The following is a 16,108-nucleotide window of genomic DNA, read 5'->3' on the forward strand; positions in this document are numbered from 1 at the left end:
CGAGGGATATCCAGGTCCAAGCTCCGAACTCGGTAGGAAGATCGCGAGCCGTTCTGACGAAGGCCCCTTGGGGGTCATGTACTCTCGGGGTCGGAGGAGGGCGAAGCGCCAGCAGCAGTCGCTCTCCGAAAGGCGTGCAGGCGCTATCCCCTTTTGGAGAACGCCGTTCTGCGCGGGCGCGGACTGTCGCGGCGGCTGCGCCCGCGCGCTCGCCATCGGAGGAAGCCGGTGACGAAAAGGCCCGCCGGTACGAGGCCCGCCGCCAGACCAAGGAAGCGCGTCGGCAGACCGGCTACCGACGCGTCATGCAGCGGCCGGATCCAGTTGCTGACGACGGTGGACGCGGTTCCGGCGCCGGCATCGTGGACGGCGAGCACCGCACCTGAATACTGATCGACGAAGACGAAGCTGTAGGGGAAGCGGTGGGTCGGATCGCCGGGGACCTGGGCGCGGATGCGGAAGACGCCGTCGCCCGGGCCGGGGACGTCGATCCAGGCCAGGCGCGCGCCCGGTAGAGCGCGCTCGGCAACGGCCAGGGCCTGGGCGACGGAGACCTGCCGTCCGGTGCCCGTGGTGGACGTCGGGGCCGGGACCGGCACGACCGGAGCCACCAGCCGCTCGAGCAGCCAGGTCTTCTCCGCGGGCAGGGCCAGAAGCGCCCCGGTGCCAGAGAGGATGAGCAGCAGCAGGAGACTGCCGAGCCCGAGGAGCTTGTGCAGGTCGTAGAGCCGCCGGCTGCCGGAGGCGTGGCGCTTGTAGGCCAGCGCCTTGCGCAGGCTGCCGCGGGGCCACCAGACGACGAGGCCGGTGAGCAGGAGGACGAGCGTCGCCACGCCTGTCCAGCCGACGACATCGTTGCCGAGCTCGCCCGCCAGCAGGTTCATGTGCAGGTCGTAGAGCCAGGTCATGAGGTAGTCGCCCCAGCGCGCCTCGCGCAGCACCTCGCCGCCATCGGGCGTGAGCCAGACCATCAGGGGATCGATCTCGTGGTGGCTGACGTGGGCGCCGGCGGGCGGGTAGTAGCGGGCCGGGATGGCGCCTGGCCGACCGGTGACCTCGAACGACCACTTGCCCGTCTCGCCCGGCCATTCGGCGCGGACCGTGGCCAGCGCCTGGTCCCAGACGGGCGAGGTCCAGCCCGGCGCGGGCCCGGCCGAAGCCACGCGGATCTCCGGGTGCAACAGCGCGTCCAGCTCGATGTAGAAGACCAGCGCCGCCCCTGAGAGGGCGATCACCAGGAACGGCAGGCCCAGCGCCAGGCCGAGCCAGAGGTGAATCCGTCGGATCCAGGGGCGGAGGTGGAACGGGCGGGGCCTGGAGCCCGCGCCCGCGGGGGAAGCCGTCATGTGAAACTCGTGCGGCCCCGGCGGACCGGGGCCGCGCCTAGGGTCAGAACTTGCGGGTGAACTCGATCTCGACGCTGCGGGGCTGGCCGAGGAAGACCAGGTAGGACGAATACCCCGACCAGTCCGCGTAGAGCGCATCGGTGAGGTTGCGGCCGCGCAGCGTGACCTTGCCGAACGGCGCGTCCCAGGCCACCGCCGCGTCGAGGGTGGTGAAGCCGTCCGCCTTCACGGTGTTGGCGTTGGACGTGAAGAAGGATCCGCTGTGCCGCACGATGCCGCTGAAGGTCAGCGGCAGGGCCTCGGGCGAATAGGTGACCACGAGGTCGGCCAGGGTCTCGGCCACATTGGCCGGACGGTTGCCGGAGCGGTTGGCGCCGCCGGCCTCGATCAGCTTGTCGAACTCCGCGTCGAGCAGCGTTCCGCTGAGTTCGACGCGCCATTCGTCGGTGACCGACCAGTCGAGCGAGGCTTCGATCCCTTTGGAGATCTGGCTGCCGCCCTGGACGGTGACGGCGGGGTTGGCCGGGTCGCGGGTCAGGATCTTGTCCTGGCGGATGTGGTAGGCCGAGGCCGTCAGGGTCAGACGGTCTTCCAGCGCCGTGTGCTTGATCCCCGCCTCATAGGATTCCCCGGTGGTGAGGTCGAAGGTGGCGTTGGCGGCGCTGAGGAACAGCAGGCCGCCCACCGGCGTCGCGGCGCGGGTGAACTGCGCATAGAGCTGGGTCTTGGGACGCACGCTGTAGACCGCCCCCACCCGCCAGGAGATCGGATTGTAGTCCTGGCCGTAGGTCTGGACCGCCCCCGTCGTGGCGTTGAGCACGCGGCGATCCAGCGAGATGTCGTCGAAGCGGATGCCCGCCACCAGCAGCAGGTCCGGCGTCAGGTTGAACGCGTCCTCGGCGAAGAGGGCGCGGGCCTTGACGTCAGCCGTCACGTTCTGCCGGGTCGAGAAGTTCGCCGGGGTGTCGGCGGGAAAGAGGCCGCGGACCGGCGCGTAAGGATCGACCGAGGTGGTGGTCCCGAAGCGCCGCACGGTGAAGAAGTCGGTCTCGCCGATCTCGAACCCGGCGGTGAAGCGGTTGCGACGCCCGCCCAGGTCTCCGTCGTAGGAGGCCTGCAGCCGTTGGTTCCAGTACTGGTGGTCGTGGCTGATGAAGGTGGTCAACCGGTCGAACCGGCTAGTCGCGCGATTGAAGCTGTAGTCGTCGGAGTCGCGGTAGCTGCGGTCGGCGTCATACCAGCTGGTGTCGCTGACGATCTTCCAGTCGTTGGTGACGGCGTACTCGGCGCGGGCGCGCAGCCAGGTGGCGTCAGACTTCACCTTGCCGTCGAGCGTGTCGTAGTTGCGGCTGCGGATCGCCTTGTCGAGCACGAGGCCCGCCGAGCCCGAGATGACGCTGGAGGGGTCGCGGGCCGTTCCGGCCGCCACCAGGGGCGTGCCGTAGTAGGCCGTGCCGAGCCTGTCTTCGAAGTAGTCGGCCGACAGGGTCACCGACAGGCGGTCGGTTGGCTGCCAGAGGAAGGCCGCCGTGCCCGCCAGGGCGCGGGAGTCGGTGTCGTCGATCCAGCCGGAGGATCGGCTGTAGGCCAGGTCGGCGCGGACCGCCGTCGTCTCGCCGACCGGCAGGTTCAGGTCGCCGGCCAGGCGCGTGTTGCCGAAGCGTCCGTAGCTCGCGAGGACCTCGCCGCCTGTCCGGCCGAGCTCGGGCCGCCGCGGCACGAAGTTGATCGCGCCGGCGAGCGCGCCCTCGCCGGAGGTCACCGAGGCCGGGCCCTTGATCACCTCGATGCGTTCGAAGGCCCAGGCGTCCCAGTTGCGGATGCCGACGTCGGAGTTGGCCATCCGTACGCCGTCGTAGAGGTAGTTCACCGCCCGGTAGAAGCCGCGGACCGAGGCCGCCCCCACCGAGCCGGGAATGTTGCCGGAGGCCACCCCCGGCGCGGCGTTCATGGCCTCGATGGCGGTGCGCACGCCCTGGCGCTGGAAATCCACCTGCGTGAGGGTCTCGATCGCGGCCGGCGTTTCGCGGTCGCTGAGCGCGAGACGGCCCGCGACCTCCGCCTGGATTTCGAGCTGCCGCCCGGTGACGACCACGCCTTCCACCTGGTTTTCGGCGAGCGCGACGCCAGGCGCGAGGCAGGCGACCGTAGCGGCGAGGAGTGTGCGGAGTTTCATGAGAGGCCTTATTCTCTGATTGTCGTGTCGAGGTCGAAGGGTGTGGCCGGGCTTCAGCGCCGGGCCGCGTCGAAGAGGCGGTTCGCCTCATTCCAGTTCAGCACCGTCCACCAGCCGGCGAGGTAGGCGCCCCGGTTGTTCTGGTGCTTGAGGTAGTAGGCGTGTTCCCAGACGTCGTTGGCGACGATCGGGGCGCCCTTCACCGGGGCGTCGTCCATCAGCGGGTTGTCCTGGTTGGGGGTGCTGACGACAGCCAGCTTGTCACCCGTCCAGATCAGCCAGGCCCAACCGGACCCGAACCGCTGGGCGCCTGCGGCCTCGAACGCCTTGCGGAAGGCCTCCATCGAGCCGAAGTCGCGCTCGACCTGCGCCTTGAGGGCGGCGGAAGGTTCGCCGCCTTGCCCCACGGGCGCCATGAGCCGCCAGAAAAGGCTGTGGTTGTAGTGGCCGCCGGCGTTGTTGCGCACGGCCGGCGGATGTTTTGAGACCTCCCCCAGGATCGCGTCCAGGGACTTGCCCTGCAGAGCGGGCGTCGCGGCGACGGCGGCGTTGAGGTTGTTCACATAGCCTTGGTGATGCCGGCCGTAGTGGATCTGCATCGTCTGCGTGTCGATGACCGGCTCCAGGGCCGCGGCCGCGTAGGGCAGGGCGGGAAGCGTGAAGGCCGCCGTCGCCGAAGCGGGGGCCGGCGCCGGGGTCTGGGCGCCGGCGGGGACGGCCGCGGACAGCACAAGGACGGCCGCGAGGCTCGCAAAGGTACGCATGTGGAACTCCATCTGTGGGTGGTTCAGGAGTGTCGGGCGGCAAGGCCGCCAGGCGCGCCGTGCGGGGCGTGGGCACCGCAACCGCAGGCGTTGGCCGGCGACACAACCACGACGGGTTCAGCGGCGGGCTTCAGGCGCGGGACCGGGATCGCCAGCCCCAGAAGGGCGCTGGCGACGACTGTCGTCACGAGGGCCAGTGTGCGGAAGGTCATGAGGGGCTCCCTTGGAGGTGGGTTGGACTGCAAATAGGGGCGTGGGCGGCGAGGCCGCCGCGCCGGGCGCGATCGAGGGCCTGGGCGAGCGCTTCGGCGAAGGTGGCCCGCTCGCTCGGGGGCAGGAGCGCCGCGACGGGGGTCGCCGCGTCGCGACGGGCCAGGCGCAGGGCCACGCAGCCGAAGTCGGGGTGATCGTCCCGCTCGAGTCGCGTCCAGAGCGCCGGGAGCCGCAGTTCCTCGTGGACCTCATCGCCGACGCCGCGGCGGATCAGGATTTCGCCGTCGGAGATCCGGACGTCCTCGAAAGCCCGGGCGCTGCGGCGCGCGGCATGGAAGGCGAAGGCCAGCAGCGCCACGTCGAGGCCGATGAAGGGCGCGACGGGCCAGTAGCCGCGCGAGACGAACAGGGCCGCTACCGCGAAGGATGCCGCAGCCATGATGCCTAGGGCGATCCACTGTCCTTGACGCCCAAGCGAGCGGTGGGGAGTGATATGCACGTCGAGGAGTGCGGCGGTTTCTGGCGCCACGCTCATGCGGGCGCCTTTCCGACCAGCGGCAGTATGCGGGCGACGATCTCGTCCGCCGACGCGCCATACCGGATCGGCTCGACGAACGTTCCCTTGCGGTCGAAGAGGTAGACGGCCGAGGAATGGTCGACGGTGTAGCCGCCCGGCGTCGCCACCTTCTGGTGGTAGACCCGGTAGGCCTTGGCGGCTGCGTCGACCTGCGCGAGCGACCCGGTGAGCCCGCGGATGCGCGGGTCGAAGTTGGACAGGTAGAGCTTCATCCGGTCGGGCGTGTCGCGTTCGGGATCGACCGAGACGAAGACGACGTTCACCCGCGCGGCGTCGGGGCCGAGGTCCTTGAGGGCCTGGGACATGACGGCCAGCGTCGTCGGGCACACCTCCGGGCAGAACGTGAAGCCAAAGAAGATCGCGGTCGGCTTGCCGAGCAGGTCGCGCTCGGTGACCGGCCGTCCGTCCACGCCGACGAGGGTGAAGGAGCCTCCGATCCGGACCGCGTCCGCCTGGCTCCCCTGCACGGGCCGGCAAGCGGTCGCGGCAAGCGCCGCCATCACCGAGATGAGGAGCCGGCGGCGTTTCACGGCGCGGTCCCGTGGTCGCCGTGCCCGGCGTGGGGGTCGTGCAAGGCGTGGACGTCCTCGCCGGGCTCCGAAGCGTCGCGCACGGGCGCCTGGAGCGTCAGCGGCGCGGCTTTCCCGAACCGCAGGGTGAGGGTGACAGTGTCACCGGCGGTCAGGGCCTTGGTTGGGGCGATCAGCATGAGATGCAGGCCGCCGGGCGCCAGGGCGACGGGGCGGTCGCCCGGCAGGTCGAGCGCCTCGAGCTGGCGCATGCGCATGACGCCGCCGTCCATGGACATGCTGTGAACGTCGAGGTTGGCCGCCACCGGGCTCGCCGCACCCGTCAGGCGCTCGTCGGCGGACGCGGTCAGGGTCACGTAGCAGGCGGCCGAGGGCGCTCCGGCGGGCGTCGCGCGGCACCAGGGGTCGGCCGCCTGGACGACCGGCGTGGGCCGCGGCGCGCAGGCTGTGGCGGCGAGCGCCATCGTGAGCGCGATTGGAAGGCGCCGCGAGAGGTTCGATCTCAGAGGGTCGGGGAGGGATGGGAACATGGCTCACTCCGTCGGCGAGGCGTAGGTGGTCATCAGCGCCGTCGCGCCCGCCACGGCGGCGATCAGGCCAAGCTCGAGGCCGGCGGCGCGGACCAGGCGCGGAAGGGCTGTCGCGTCGCGATCGAGGCGCGGGGTCAGGACGAGCCGGTTGTGCAGGGCGATGGCCAGGGCGCTGGCGGCGAAGGCGAGCTTGACCAGGAGGAACCGGACGTAGGGCCGCTCGACCGCGAGGTTTCCGTCCAGGAGGCGCAGGCCGAGCGCCAGCCCCAGCGCGACGAGGCCGCCGACGATGACGAGCGCCTGCCGGCCGAAACGCCGGACGAGGTCGGTGAAGGCGGCCGGGCTCAGGCCCTCACGCCCGGCGCGGAGCAGGACAAGGCTGCCCGTCCACCACGCCGTGGCGGCCACGTGCAGGCCTGCCGCGACCCCGGCCCAGGGGGCGGCGGCGACACCGTGGCCGCTGATCGCGAAGCCGGCGAAGACCGGGGCGGCCGCCAGCGCCGAGACCATCGGCCGGCGCAGCGCGACGCCCGCGATCAGCCCGGCCGCGCCGGCGAGATGCAGCCCAGCGGCGCGGCCGGGCCCCGTCTCGAGCGCGATCTGGACCGTGTCCGCGTCGACGCCGCCCAGGCGCAGGAGGAAGACGGCGAAGCCGCCGGCGGCGGCGATCGCGAGGACGCCCGCTCCAGTCCCGACAAGCTTGCGCGCGGCCTGCGCCATGGGCCCCGAGGTCAGGCGCAGGCTCGCGGCCGCCACGGCCCCGCCGGCCCCGGCGAGGGCGCCGGCGTAGACCAGCAGCTTGAGGAAGGCGGCCAGCGCGTCAAGCATCAGCGCGTCGCGGGCCGGATCACGATGAGGATCTCACCCGAGACGGCGTGGCCGTCAGCCGAGACCGCGCGCCAGCGAACAGCATTGCGACCCGGCGCCAGGCGGGGCTCGGCGATCACGACGCTACGGGCGGCGCCCTTGGTGGCGACCGTCAAGCGGCGCTCCGGCTGCCCACCGGCTTCCACCGAAACGGAGGCGACCCGCGTCGGCTCCTTGAAGGTCAGCACGATCTCCTTCGGCGACGCGGCGAGGATGCTGCCGCTCGCCGGCGTAGACCCGGCAAGCGCCGTATGGGCGGCGGCAGGTCCGCCGAGCAGGGTGGCCGCAAGCGCTGCAGCCAAGGTGAGTCTGGTCATGGGGAGGGCGGGCTCCTTTCGGCCGTCCAGGGATCGGCGTAGCGCGGGTCCGTGAGCAGGGACTCGTCGGTGAGGGATTTCAGGAAGGCGATCAGGTCGGCACGTTCTTCGGGGGTGAGGGTGAAGCCCGACATGAAGGCGCTCTTCAGCGGGTTGCGGCTGCCGACACCGGCGTGCGGTCCCGACGCGATCGTCCGGCCTCCCGCGGCGTAGTGGTCGAGCACCTCGTCCAGCGTGGCGATCGATCCGTCGTGCATGTAGGGCGCGGTCAGCGCCACGTTGCGCAGGCTGGGCGCCCGAAAGCGGCCCATGTCCTGCGGCCGGCCGGTGATCTCGGAGATGCCGGGGCTTTCCGGCGGGTATGCGCCCTGGCCGTCGAGGTTGTAGAGGCCGGTGTTGTGGTAGGCGACCTCGCCCAGCTTGTTCCGCTCGTGCAGCACCGTGTCGGCGAAGTGCAGCCCGTTATGGCAATGATGGCACTCCAGCCGCTCGCTGAAGAACAGCGCCTCGCCGCGGATCGCCGCGTCCGAGACGGCGTTCGCGTCGCCCTCGTAGCGGTAGCGGTCATAGGGCGAGCGCATCGAGATGATGGTGCGTTGAAAGGCCGCCAGCGCCCGCGCCACGGTGCCGAGGGTGATCTGGCCGTCGGCCTCCGGAAAGGCGGCGCGGAAGAGGGCCGGGTAGGGCGGCGTCGCCGCCAAGCGACCGCGGATCTCGTCGTCCATCCCCGCGAGACCCAGCTCCACCGGCTCCTGCCCCACGAGCGGGACCATGGCCTGCTGCTCCAGCGTGTGCAGCAGCGGATTGGACCACGTCAGCGCCGGCACGTAGCCGGCGTTGGCCAGCGACATGCTGTTGCGGGCCGTGAGCTGGCCCGTGACGCCCGGCGACACGGTGCGCCCGTCGGTGAAGGCCAGCTCTTGCTCGTGGCAACTCGCACACGACATCGTCCCGTTGCGCGAGAGTCGCGTGTCGTAAAACAGCCGCCGCCCCAGCTCGACCTTGGCTGGGGTGGTGGGATTGCCCTTCGGCTCCAGCGGCGCCGGCGCCCACTTCGGCTGACCGTAGTCATAGGTCCCGCGCACATAGGGGCCGAGTTCGGCGAGCGCGGCCTGGGCCGTCGCGCCGAGGGTGGCGAACGCCGCGGCGGCCGCGCCCAGCGCGGCGAGGGCCCGCAGACGGTTCATTCCACGCGCACCCAGGCCTGCGGCTTGGCCGGCTGGTCGCGGAACGGCAGGCCGATCCGCCGCATCACGCCGACGCAATCGTTGTCGCCCGGCCCGGACATGCAGCCCGCCGGCGTCTTCGGCATGTTGACGGTGATGTCCGTGTCGGCGAGCAGCGCCGAGAGGTCGAAGACGATCGTCTGGCGCGCCGCATCGAACCGTTCGAAGCGATAGGTCGGGCGGTTCTGGGTGCGGCAGGGTGATGATGGCGGCGCCCGCATCGGGCCTTCGCCGCAGTCCGTGGCGCCGATGTGGATCGAGAACCCGGCCGCGTCGGGCTTGCCGGCGGAGCTCGTGTCGATGTCGATCGTCGTGTGCTTATAGCCGGCGCGCCAGGGCCAGGAGAGAGCGGAGACGTTGAGCGGCGGGGCCGCCATCGTCGGGTCCTGGTGGTTCAGCGCCGTCGGCACGCCGAGGTCGAAGGCGAGGCCGCGGTAGCGCCCGGCGGGGACCGTGCCCTTCACGACCGTGTTGGTCGCCGCGTTGCCGTTGCAGTTCCCGCTGGCGTCCTCGAAGTCGAGCAGCGCTACGCCGCCGCCCTGCCAGGTTCCGTCGTCCGCCATCTTCAGCGGAACCTCACGACCCTTGTCGTCGATCAGCCGCACGGCCGACACATAGAGGCGGAAGTCCTGCAGGCTCAGGCCGGCCTTGGTGGTCCCGACGCCGCCGTACGCGCGCCCGCAAGCGAGCGGCGCGGCGCCTGACTTGGCGGCAAAACGAAGGGTCACGTCCTGGTCGGCGGCCAGCGCCCCGCCCGCGACGGCCGTGGCGCCGAGGGTGAGCGCGATGATGGCGATACTGCGAAGGCGCGAGGTCATGATCTGCTCCAAGGACGCTGCGAACGGAGGCGAGGGGTCGTCGTGGACCCGCATGTGGTCTGGGCGGTGTTTCATGGGTCCACCGGCAGGCGCAGCGCGCGGTCGACGAAGGGCGCGAACATGTCGCGCATGGGGCCGGCGATGGGGGCGGGCGTCGTCGTGGGCGTGCCCCCCGGGAAGGGCGGCTCGGGATGGTATTCCGCCTGGAGCATGATCGCTTCCGCGTAGGGCCGTCCGCGAAGCTGGGCGACCATGGCGACGCCCAGGTCGAGGCCGGCGGAAACCCCCGCGCCCGTCACGATCTTGCCGTCGGTGACGACCCGTGCATCGACAGGCGTCGCGCCGAAGTGCGCCAGCGTGTCTCGCGCCACCCAATGGCTGGTGGCGCGCCGCCCCCGCAGGAGGCCCGCCGCGCCCAGCACGAGAGCGCCGGTGCAGACGCTGACAACGGTCTGCGCCCGGGCCGACGCGTCGCGGAGGTAGCGCCGGAGCGCCGGGTCCTCCGCGGCGTCCAGCGTGCCCGTCGTGCCGCCCGGTACGAAGACCACGGTCGGGTCGCGCGGCGCCTGGGCCAGGGTCATCGTGGGCTGGATGGCGAGACCCAGGTCGCTGGGAACCGGGGCCAAGTCGGCTCCCGTGCTGACTAGGTGGACGCGGGCGCCCATCATCGACGCGAAGAAGTAATGCGGCCCCACCAGGTCGAGCGCGGTGAAGCCGGGGTACAGGAGCATCACCACCTGCTCGTTGCCGTGCATCACCAGGCCCGGAACGGACATGAGCTTCATGTGCGCGTCGGCCGCCTTCGCCGCGGGATCCGCCGTCACCTGGGCCATGGCCGACTCGAGCGCGAGGAAGGGCGACAGGGCGCCCATCGTCGCGAGGCTTCCGATCAGGGTGCGTCGATCGAGGGTCATCGGGCGGCCTCCGGCGCCGGACGCGCGAAGGGATCGTCGTTGGCGTCCTCGACCCAGCGGTACTCCAGGCTGCGGGCGAGGCCGCGGGCGCGGTCCTGGCCGTAGAGCTTGGCGACGAGCGCCAGCGACATGTCGGTTCCAGCCGAGACGCCAGAGGAGGTGAAGTATCTGCCATCCTCGACCCAGCGGGCGCGACGTATCCAGGTCACCGATGGGTCCTGATCGACGGCGAGCTGGAAGAAGGCCTTGTTGGAGGTGGCGCGACGGCCATTCAGCAAGCCGGCCTTCGCCAGGAGCGCCGAACCCGTGCAGACCGAGGTCATGTAGGCGACCTGGCGATCCTGCTGGCGCAGGAAATCGAGGAAGCGGGCATTGTCGAGTTGGGCGTAGGTTCCGACGCCGCCAGGGGTCATGAGGATGTCGAGCTTCGGCGTGTCGGCGAAGCCGTGGGCGGCGACGACTTCGAGCCCCTGCGCGGAGCGCACGGGCCCCTTGGTCTCGGCGATCAGCACCACCTCCAGGTCGGGGACGTTGGCCCACATCTCGGCGGGCCCGAACACGTCCAGCAGCTCGAATCCGGGGTAGAGCACGATGCCGACGACCTTGCGGGACGCCGTCGCGGGCGGCGGCTTGGCGGCGTCGGCCGCGGGGCGGATCTCGGGGTTCAGCGCCGCGCGCAGATAAGCCTCGCGGCCCTGGCTGATGGTCGCGGCGTACTCCAGCCGGTTGGGCACGCCGTCGCCGTCCGCGTCGCCATCGGGCCCGAAGTAGCGCCCGAGCATGGCGGCGGAGCTGTAGTCGGACTTCATCGGCGTCCCGAAGCCGGCCGACATGGTCGAGAAGGCCGCCAGCGAGGGCTCGCCCAGCATGGCGTAGCCCGCCGCCACCCGGGGCGCCTGCGGCCAGGTCTTGCCCAACGCGGCGAGATCGGCCTTGGCGCTGAGCTCGGCCCGCACGAAGGCGGCCAGCGCCAGGTCGTGGCTGACGCCGCCCGATCGCCGAAGGTCGACCGAGGCGTCGTTGATCACCTTGGCGACGAGCGCCATTTCGTGGGCGTCGAGCAGGCCGTTCGGCTTGCCGCTGGCGTCGAGGTTGGCGTCCACCTTGTCGGGGGCGAAGCGCAGCGACGTCATGGCCGCGTCGAAGTCGACGCCGAGTCCCGGTCCGGGGCCCGGCGCGGCGTGCGCGAGGCCGCCGAGCATCAGCGTGGCGGCGAGCGCGAGGACGCGGAGCGTTGGATAGGTCATGCGAGAGCTCCTGACGAAGCGGCCTAGAAGGCCTTGCGGAGGGTCACGAACACAGAGCGGGGCTGCACGGGCACGACGAGGGCGCGAGCCAGGTACTGGTAGGGAGCGTAGTCGTCGGAGCCCGCCAGGTTGACGACCGAAGCCGACACTGTCGCCCAGCCGAAGTCGTAGGCGGCCTGCGCATCGATCAGCACCGATCCGGAGACCCGGCGCGTGTTGGGCAGTGTCAGCTCGCGGCTCGAGACGGCGGTCAGGCCGGCGCCCAGCTCCAGCCCCTTCAGGCGTTCCTGGAAGCGATACCGCGCCGCCAGCCGCAGACTGGTCTTCGGGACGCGGGTCAGCTCGTCGCCGACGGGCAGGCGGTTGTCCTCCGTGACCTTGGCGTCGGTGTAGGCGAAGGCGGCCAGGATGGAGAGTTGCGGCCCGGGCTCGTACGCCAGATCGGCTTCGAAGCCTTCCGCGCGCTGTTCGCCGGACTGGATCGATCCGAAGGGGTTGGCCGGGTCGGCCGTGACGACGTTGCGCCGCACGATCCGGTAGGCTGCCAGGGTGCCGGTCAGCCCGGGGATCGGCGCCGCGAGCTTCAGCCCGGCCTCGTAGGACTTGGACGTCTCGGGCTTGGGCTCCGTCACGCCGAACGCAGCCACCAGGCCCTTGAAGCCTTCGGCGTAGCCCGCGAAGGCCGAGACGCCCTCGGCGAGGCGGTAGGTGGCGCCGATCCGCGGCGTGAGGCGATGATAGACCCGGTCCGTATCGACGAACGGAAACCCGCCGCTCTCGTAGAAGCTCTCCACATGGATGCGGGTCCAGCGCAGGCTGCCGGTGATGTCGAGGCGATCGCCGACCGACATCTGGTCCTGGACGAACACCGCCACCGAGCGCATCGCGTCGGTCTGCGTGTCGCTGAGCGCCGGGACCACGAACGGCAGGTTGGTGGCCGGATTGGCGTAGTTCACCAGCCCCAGCGGCCCGAAGCCGACCTGGGCGGTATAGTTGGTGCGGTCGTAGTCCGCGCCGACGAGGAGGTGATGGCGGACCACGCCGGTCGCGAGCTCGCCATCAACGGCCGCCGTGACGAAGGTCTGCCGCACGCGCGACGGCAGCGAGGCGGCCGCGAAGACATAGGTCGTCCCCGATACGGGAACGCCGGTGAACGGGAAGGTCCCGAACTCGTCGAAGTTGTTGGCGTAGCGCCGGGCGGAGACTTCGGCCCGCCAGGTGTCGGAGACGCGGTGTGACAGGGTCGCGGTTACGGCCCGGTTCTCGACCACGGTCCGGGGCGCATTCGGTGAGCCGGCGAAGGTGTCGTCATCGACGCGCCCGATCAGCTCGACAGGAAGTCCGGCATACTCCAGCTGCGCCACGCGGGCGACCTGGCCGCGCAGGGTCAGGGTGGTGTCGGCGCCCAGGTCGAGCGCCGCTGTCGGGAAGATCGACCAGCGCTCATGATTGACCGCCTTCAGATAGCTGTCGGCCGCCTCGTAGTCGCCGGCGAGCCGCAAGCGCAAAGCGCCGATTGGCAGGTTTCCCTCGGCCTCGACGCCACGTGTGTCGAACGACCCGTAGCGGGCCATGATCCGTCCCGAGGCGTTGGCTGCGGGGTCCGCCGAGACGAGGTTGACGATGCCTGACAATGGCGCGCCGGTTCCGCCGCCGTAGAGGGTGCTGGTCGGGCCCTTGGCCACTTCCACGCGGGCGACGTTGACGAGCGCGCCGGAGTCGCTGGCGCTGGCCGGCAGGTTGTAGCTGGGCAGGCCGTCCGTGAAGTAGGCGGCCTCGAAGCCGCGGATCTTCGGCGCCTGCAGCACCAGTTCGGCCTGCGACGACGGCGCGACGCCGGAGACGCTGTTGAGCACGTCGCCGAGCGTGCGCAGCTCCTGCTCCTCGATCAGCGTGCGCGTCAGCGCCTGGATCGACTGCGGGATCTTCTCGATTGGCGTGGCGGTGCGGGTGGCGGCGGTGGCCGACGGGGCGGTGAGGCCGCGGTCGGCGGTCACGACCAGTTCGCTGACCCAGGCGTCGCCGGGTTCGGCCGCGCGGGCGTCCGCCGCGGCCAGGGTGAGCATCGCCGTACCGGCGAGCATGCAGGATTTCATGGAATGTCCCCCGGGCGCGCGAGGGCGCCCCGAACTCAAGGATCAGACAGGGTCGCGCCGCCGGAACCGGCGGGCGACGGCGGCGTCAGATCAGGAGCGTCGGGGGGCCTCGGGCCGGGAGGGGAGGACCGGTGATGCCGGGCCCGTAGCGATGCGGCGCCGGCGTCGCCGAGGGCGGCGCCGCGTAGGCGAAGATGATGTCCTGGGTCGCCAACAGTAGCGGCGGCGTCAGGGCCGCGCCCTGGCCGGCAAAGGCGCAGGGGGCATGCTTCGCCGAGGCATCGCCGGGCGCATCCTGCCCGTCATGGCTGGGCGGGGCCTCGCCGGCGGCCAGCATCATCGCGCCGTCACCGGTGCAGATGACGATCGGGAAGGGCAGGGCGTCGGTGCGGGGCCCGACCATCCAGCCGGTCGGGACCAGGATCTTCACGAGCAGCGCGAAGGCCGCCAGCGTCAGAAAGACGTGGCGCAAACCTTCGGAGGATCGCCGAACAGCCCGCATGGCGTCAGGCTGATACAGGATCGGAGTGGCGCTGTCGCGGGGCATTCAGGCGCTAGGCGGCGCTATTTCGCCGGCCGCCAGCCGCCTTCGACGCACGTGGCGGGCTTGCCGACGGTGTCCCGGGCGCAGGTGTAGAGGGGCTTGGTCTTGTAGGCCCACTGAAGGGCGCCGTCCTCGCGCTTCACCAGCGACCAGTCGCCCGAGGCCTTCGCCTTGGCGGACGCGATGAGGGGCGGCCAGGCTTTCGCGCAGTCGGCGAAGCAGTGGGACATGCCGACCATGGTGTCGTTGTCCCAGGTGTAGAGCGGCAGGCCGCTGGCGGCGACGTAGCCGTCGGCGCCGGCCTTGACGCCCGAGGGCGGCCCGGCCGCCAGGGCCGACGTGGCGAGCAAGCCGGTCGCGGCCGCCGACAGGATGATTCGAAACTTGGACATGGGCGCCTCCCGGCCTCGTGATTTTCCGTCAGGCTCCCGCAGGCGTGTTTCGCCCGCATTTCGGGCGGGTCATCGGGGCGCGGCGCGCAGCTGCCCGTGCACAGGTCATCGTCTGACCGACGCGTCCCTCGACGCAAGCCGGGCTTGCCGCGGCGCGCCGGCTCGCGCGAGGTCGCTCTGCGGCCCCCGGAGGCCCGCGCCAAGGCTCAATCCCGCATGACCGATCCACACCGCCGACATCTGCTTCACGCTGCGCTGGCCGGACCGATCCTGGCGGGCGCGCCGGTTGCCCCCGGAGCGTTGGCCAAGGCGCCGGCGACCCTCGCGCCCGGCTCGATCGATGTCGCCGACCTGCCAGGTCATTTCGACGTGGAGCCCGGCGTTCACAACCTCGAAGCCGGCTACTGGAGCCCGATGCCGCGCGTGGTCGCCGAGGCCTATGCCCGAAACGTCCTGGAGGTGAACCGGACAAACGCGATGTGGGCCCGCAACGTGCTGCCCGACGGCCGCGGCTGGGGCGCGACGTTGCTGGCGGCCCAGTCGGCGATCGCCCGCCAGGTCGGCTGCTCGTCGGATGAGATCGCCGTCACGCGCAGCGGCGCCGACGCGTTGCAGATGCTGATCTGCAACTACCGCAATCTCAGCCTCGGCGACGCCGTCATCCACTGCGACCTCGACTACGATGTGATGATCTCGGCCATCCAGTGGCTGGGCTCGCATCGGGGGGCGAACGTCGTGCGCTTCGCCATGCCGGAGCCCGCCACCACCGCCAGCATCCTGGCGGCCTACGACGACGTGCTGCGCCGCACGCCACGGGCGAAACTGCTGCTCGTCACCCAGGTTTCGAACCGCACCGGCCTCGTCACGCCCGTGCGCGAGATCGTGGCGATGGCCCGCGCCCGCGGCGTGGACACGATCGTCGATGCCGCCCACGGCATCGCGTGCCTGGACTATCAGTTGGAGGACCTGGGCGCCGACTTCGTGGGGTGGTCCGTGCACAAGTGGACCTCCGCCCCCCTGGGCCTGGGCGCGATGTATATCCGCAAGAGCCGGATCGCTGACATCGACGTCGCCTACGAGAACCGCGGGCCGCCGGTCGGAAGCATCGCCGCCCGGGTCCCGGCCGGCACGGTCGACTTCGGGGCGGTGATGACGATCCCGACGGCCGTGGACTTCCATTTCGCGGTGGGGGCGGCAGCCAAAGAACGCCATCTGCGGGGGCTGCGCAACCGCTGGGTGGACGCCGTGCGCGATGTACCGGGCGTGGAGATCTGCGTCCCCGACGACCCAGCCCGCTACTGCGCCGTCACCAGCTTCCGGCTTAAGGGCATGACGAGCGATGCGCAGGCGCAGCAGGTCCAGCGCCGGCTCTTCGAGCGTCACCGCATCATGACTGTCTGGCGCGGCGGCATCGCCAGGGGACCGGCCATCCGAGTGACGCCCGGCCTCTACACGACCGCCGCCGACGTCGACGCCCTGGCGGCGGCCTTGCGGGCGGAGCACGCGATGTTCGCCTGATCGCCGGGGTCGCCCGCACTCGCGGCGGCCGCT

General features: G+C 71.2%; 17 protein-coding genes. 1 reads left to right on the forward strand and 16 read right to left on the reverse strand.

Going from position 1 to position 16,108, the window contains the following annotated elements; all coding sequences use genetic code 11:
* Positions 1 to 143: 143 nt before the first annotated feature.
* The 16 genes from ACQ66R_RS00245 to ACQ66R_RS00320 form a co-directional block, all read right to left on the reverse strand.
* Entirely contained in the window at positions 144 to 1,346 is a 1,203-nt protein-coding gene (locus ACQ66R_RS00245; protein ID WP_430418177.1) for a PepSY-associated TM helix domain-containing protein, read from the reverse strand.
* Positions 1,347 to 1,389: 43 nt separating this feature from the next.
* A complete protein-coding gene (locus ACQ66R_RS00250; protein ID WP_430418179.1) occupies positions 1,390 to 3,522 on the reverse strand; it encodes a TonB-dependent receptor in 2,133 nt (710 codons plus the stop codon).
* Between the two features lie 53 nt (positions 3,523 to 3,575).
* On the reverse strand, positions 3,576 to 4,286 hold the full coding sequence (locus ACQ66R_RS00255; protein WP_430418181.1) for a superoxide dismutase: 711 nt from the start codon (positions 4,284 to 4,286) through the stop codon (positions 3,576 to 3,578).
* A gap of 23 nt (positions 4,287 to 4,309) precedes the next feature.
* On the reverse strand, positions 4,310 to 4,498 hold the full coding sequence (locus ACQ66R_RS00260) for a hypothetical protein (RefSeq protein WP_430418183.1): 189 nt from the start codon (positions 4,496 to 4,498) through the stop codon (positions 4,310 to 4,312).
* A complete protein-coding gene (locus ACQ66R_RS00265; protein WP_430418185.1) occupies positions 4,495 to 5,034 on the reverse strand; it encodes a DUF2244 domain-containing protein in 540 nt (179 codons plus the stop codon). Before ACQ66R_RS00265 ends, ACQ66R_RS00260 begins: the two co-directional genes overlap by 4 nt.
* A complete protein-coding gene (locus tag ACQ66R_RS00270; RefSeq protein WP_430418187.1) occupies positions 5,031 to 5,606 on the reverse strand; it encodes an SCO family protein in 576 nt (191 codons plus the stop codon). The genes ACQ66R_RS00265 and ACQ66R_RS00270 overlap by 4 nt, the downstream gene beginning before the upstream one ends.
* Positions 5,603 to 6,070, reverse strand: coding sequence for a copper chaperone PCu(A)C (locus ACQ66R_RS00275; protein WP_430418189.1), 468 nt, complete (start codon positions 6,068 to 6,070; stop codon positions 5,603 to 5,605). Before ACQ66R_RS00275 ends, ACQ66R_RS00270 begins: the two co-directional genes overlap by 4 nt.
* 69 nt (positions 6,071 to 6,139) lie before the next feature.
* A complete protein-coding gene (locus tag ACQ66R_RS00280; RefSeq protein WP_430418191.1) occupies positions 6,140 to 6,964 on the reverse strand; it encodes a CopD family protein in 825 nt (274 codons plus the stop codon).
* Positions 6,964 to 7,320 carry a copper resistance CopC family protein gene (locus tag ACQ66R_RS00285; protein ID WP_430418193.1) on the reverse strand — a complete coding sequence of 119 codons (357 nt, stop codon included), beginning with the start codon at positions 7,318 to 7,320 and terminating at the stop codon, positions 6,964 to 6,966. Before ACQ66R_RS00285 ends, ACQ66R_RS00280 begins: the two co-directional genes overlap by 1 nt.
* Positions 7,317 to 8,507 carry an MbnH family di-heme enzyme gene (locus ACQ66R_RS00290; protein ID WP_430418195.1) on the reverse strand — a complete coding sequence of 397 codons (1,191 nt, stop codon included), beginning with the start codon at positions 8,505 to 8,507 and terminating at the stop codon, positions 7,317 to 7,319. The genes ACQ66R_RS00285 and ACQ66R_RS00290 overlap by 4 nt, the downstream gene beginning before the upstream one ends.
* Positions 8,504 to 9,364 carry an MbnP family copper-binding protein gene (locus ACQ66R_RS00295; RefSeq protein WP_430418197.1) on the reverse strand — a complete coding sequence of 287 codons (861 nt, stop codon included), beginning with the start codon at positions 9,362 to 9,364 and terminating at the stop codon, positions 8,504 to 8,506. Before ACQ66R_RS00295 ends, ACQ66R_RS00290 begins: the two co-directional genes overlap by 4 nt.
* A 71-nt stretch (positions 9,365 to 9,435) precedes the next feature.
* Entirely contained in the window at positions 9,436 to 10,278 is an 843-nt protein-coding gene (locus ACQ66R_RS00300) for a DJ-1/PfpI family protein (RefSeq protein ID WP_430418199.1), read from the reverse strand.
* Complete coding sequence (locus ACQ66R_RS00305; RefSeq protein ID WP_430418201.1) at positions 10,275 to 11,525, reverse strand: DJ-1/PfpI family protein; 1,251 nt, start codon at positions 11,523 to 11,525, stop codon at positions 10,275 to 10,277. The genes ACQ66R_RS00300 and ACQ66R_RS00305 overlap by 4 nt, the downstream gene beginning before the upstream one ends.
* Before the next feature lie 23 nt (positions 11,526 to 11,548).
* Positions 11,549 to 13,621 (reverse strand): TonB-dependent siderophore receptor, encoded by a 2,073-nt coding sequence (locus ACQ66R_RS00310; protein ID WP_430418203.1) that lies wholly within the window; start codon positions 13,619 to 13,621, stop codon positions 11,549 to 11,551.
* An 85-nt stretch (positions 13,622 to 13,706) separates the two neighbouring features.
* Complete coding sequence (locus ACQ66R_RS00315) at positions 13,707 to 14,168, reverse strand: DUF2946 family protein (RefSeq protein ID WP_430418205.1); 462 nt, start codon at positions 14,166 to 14,168, stop codon at positions 13,707 to 13,709.
* Between the two features lie 17 nt (positions 14,169 to 14,185).
* Positions 14,186 to 14,557 carry a COG4315 family predicted lipoprotein gene (locus ACQ66R_RS00320; protein WP_430418207.1) on the reverse strand — a complete coding sequence of 124 codons (372 nt, stop codon included), beginning with the start codon at positions 14,555 to 14,557 and terminating at the stop codon, positions 14,186 to 14,188.
* A gap of 216 nt (positions 14,558 to 14,773) precedes the next feature.
* Here ACQ66R_RS00320 and ACQ66R_RS00325 point away from each other — a divergent pair, with 216 nt between their 5' ends.
* Positions 14,774 to 16,075: an aminotransferase class V-fold PLP-dependent enzyme gene (locus ACQ66R_RS00325; RefSeq protein ID WP_430418209.1), complete on the forward strand. Its 1,302-nt coding sequence runs from the start codon at positions 14,774 to 14,776 to the stop codon at positions 16,073 to 16,075.
* Positions 16,076 to 16,108: the final 33 nt, after the last annotated feature.

The organism is Phenylobacterium sp., from assembly GCF_965284355.1.
Classification (GTDB): domain Bacteria; phylum Pseudomonadota; class Alphaproteobacteria; order Caulobacterales; family Caulobacteraceae; genus Phenylobacterium.

Coding starts and splice junctions, on each gene's coding strand:
- ACQ66R_RS00245 (WP_430418177.1), bottom strand. CDS start 1,346: ATGACGGCTTCCCCCGCGGGCGCGGGCTCCAGGCCCCGCCCGTTCCAC.
- ACQ66R_RS00255 (WP_430418181.1), bottom strand. CDS start 4,286: ATGCGTACCTTTGCGAGCCTCGCGGCCGTCCTTGTGCTGTCCGCGGCC.
- ACQ66R_RS00260 (WP_430418183.1), bottom strand. CDS start 4,498: ATGACCTTCCGCACACTGGCCCTCGTGACGACAGTCGTCGCCAGCGCC.
- ACQ66R_RS00290 (WP_430418195.1), bottom strand. CDS start 8,507: ATGAACCGTCTGCGGGCCCTCGCCGCGCTGGGCGCGGCCGCCGCGGCG.
- ACQ66R_RS00310 (WP_430418203.1), bottom strand. CDS start 13,621: ATGAAATCCTGCATGCTCGCCGGTACGGCGATGCTCACCCTGGCCGCG.
- ACQ66R_RS00275 (WP_430418189.1), bottom strand. CDS start 6,070: ATGGCGCTCGCCGCCACAGCCTGCGCGCCGCGGCCCACGCCGGTCGTC.
- ACQ66R_RS00305 (WP_430418201.1), bottom strand. CDS start 11,525: ATGACCTATCCAACGCTCCGCGTCCTCGCGCTCGCCGCCACGCTGATG.
- ACQ66R_RS00250 (WP_430418179.1), bottom strand. CDS start 3,522: ATGAAACTCCGCACACTCCTCGCCGCTACGGTCGCCTGCCTCGCGCCT.
- ACQ66R_RS00325 (WP_430418209.1), top strand. CDS start 14,774: ATGACCGATCCACACCGCCGACATCTGCTTCACGCTGCGCTGGCCGGA.
- ACQ66R_RS00315 (WP_430418205.1), bottom strand. CDS start 14,168: ATGCCCCGCGACAGCGCCACTCCGATCCTGTATCAGCCTGACGCCATG.
- ACQ66R_RS00265 (WP_430418185.1), bottom strand. CDS start 5,034: ATGAGCGTGGCGCCAGAAACCGCCGCACTCCTCGACGTGCATATCACT.
- ACQ66R_RS00300 (WP_430418199.1), bottom strand. CDS start 10,278: ATGACCCTCGATCGACGCACCCTGATCGGAAGCCTCGCGACGATGGGC.
- ACQ66R_RS00295 (WP_430418197.1), bottom strand. CDS start 9,364: ATGACCTCGCGCCTTCGCAGTATCGCCATCATCGCGCTCACCCTCGGC.
- ACQ66R_RS00285 (WP_430418193.1), bottom strand. CDS start 7,320: ATGACCAGACTCACCTTGGCTGCAGCGCTTGCGGCCACCCTGCTCGGC.
- ACQ66R_RS00280 (WP_430418191.1), bottom strand. CDS start 6,964: ATGCTTGACGCGCTGGCCGCCTTCCTCAAGCTGCTGGTCTACGCCGGC.
- ACQ66R_RS00320 (WP_430418207.1), bottom strand. CDS start 14,557: ATGTCCAAGTTTCGAATCATCCTGTCGGCGGCCGCGACCGGCTTGCTC.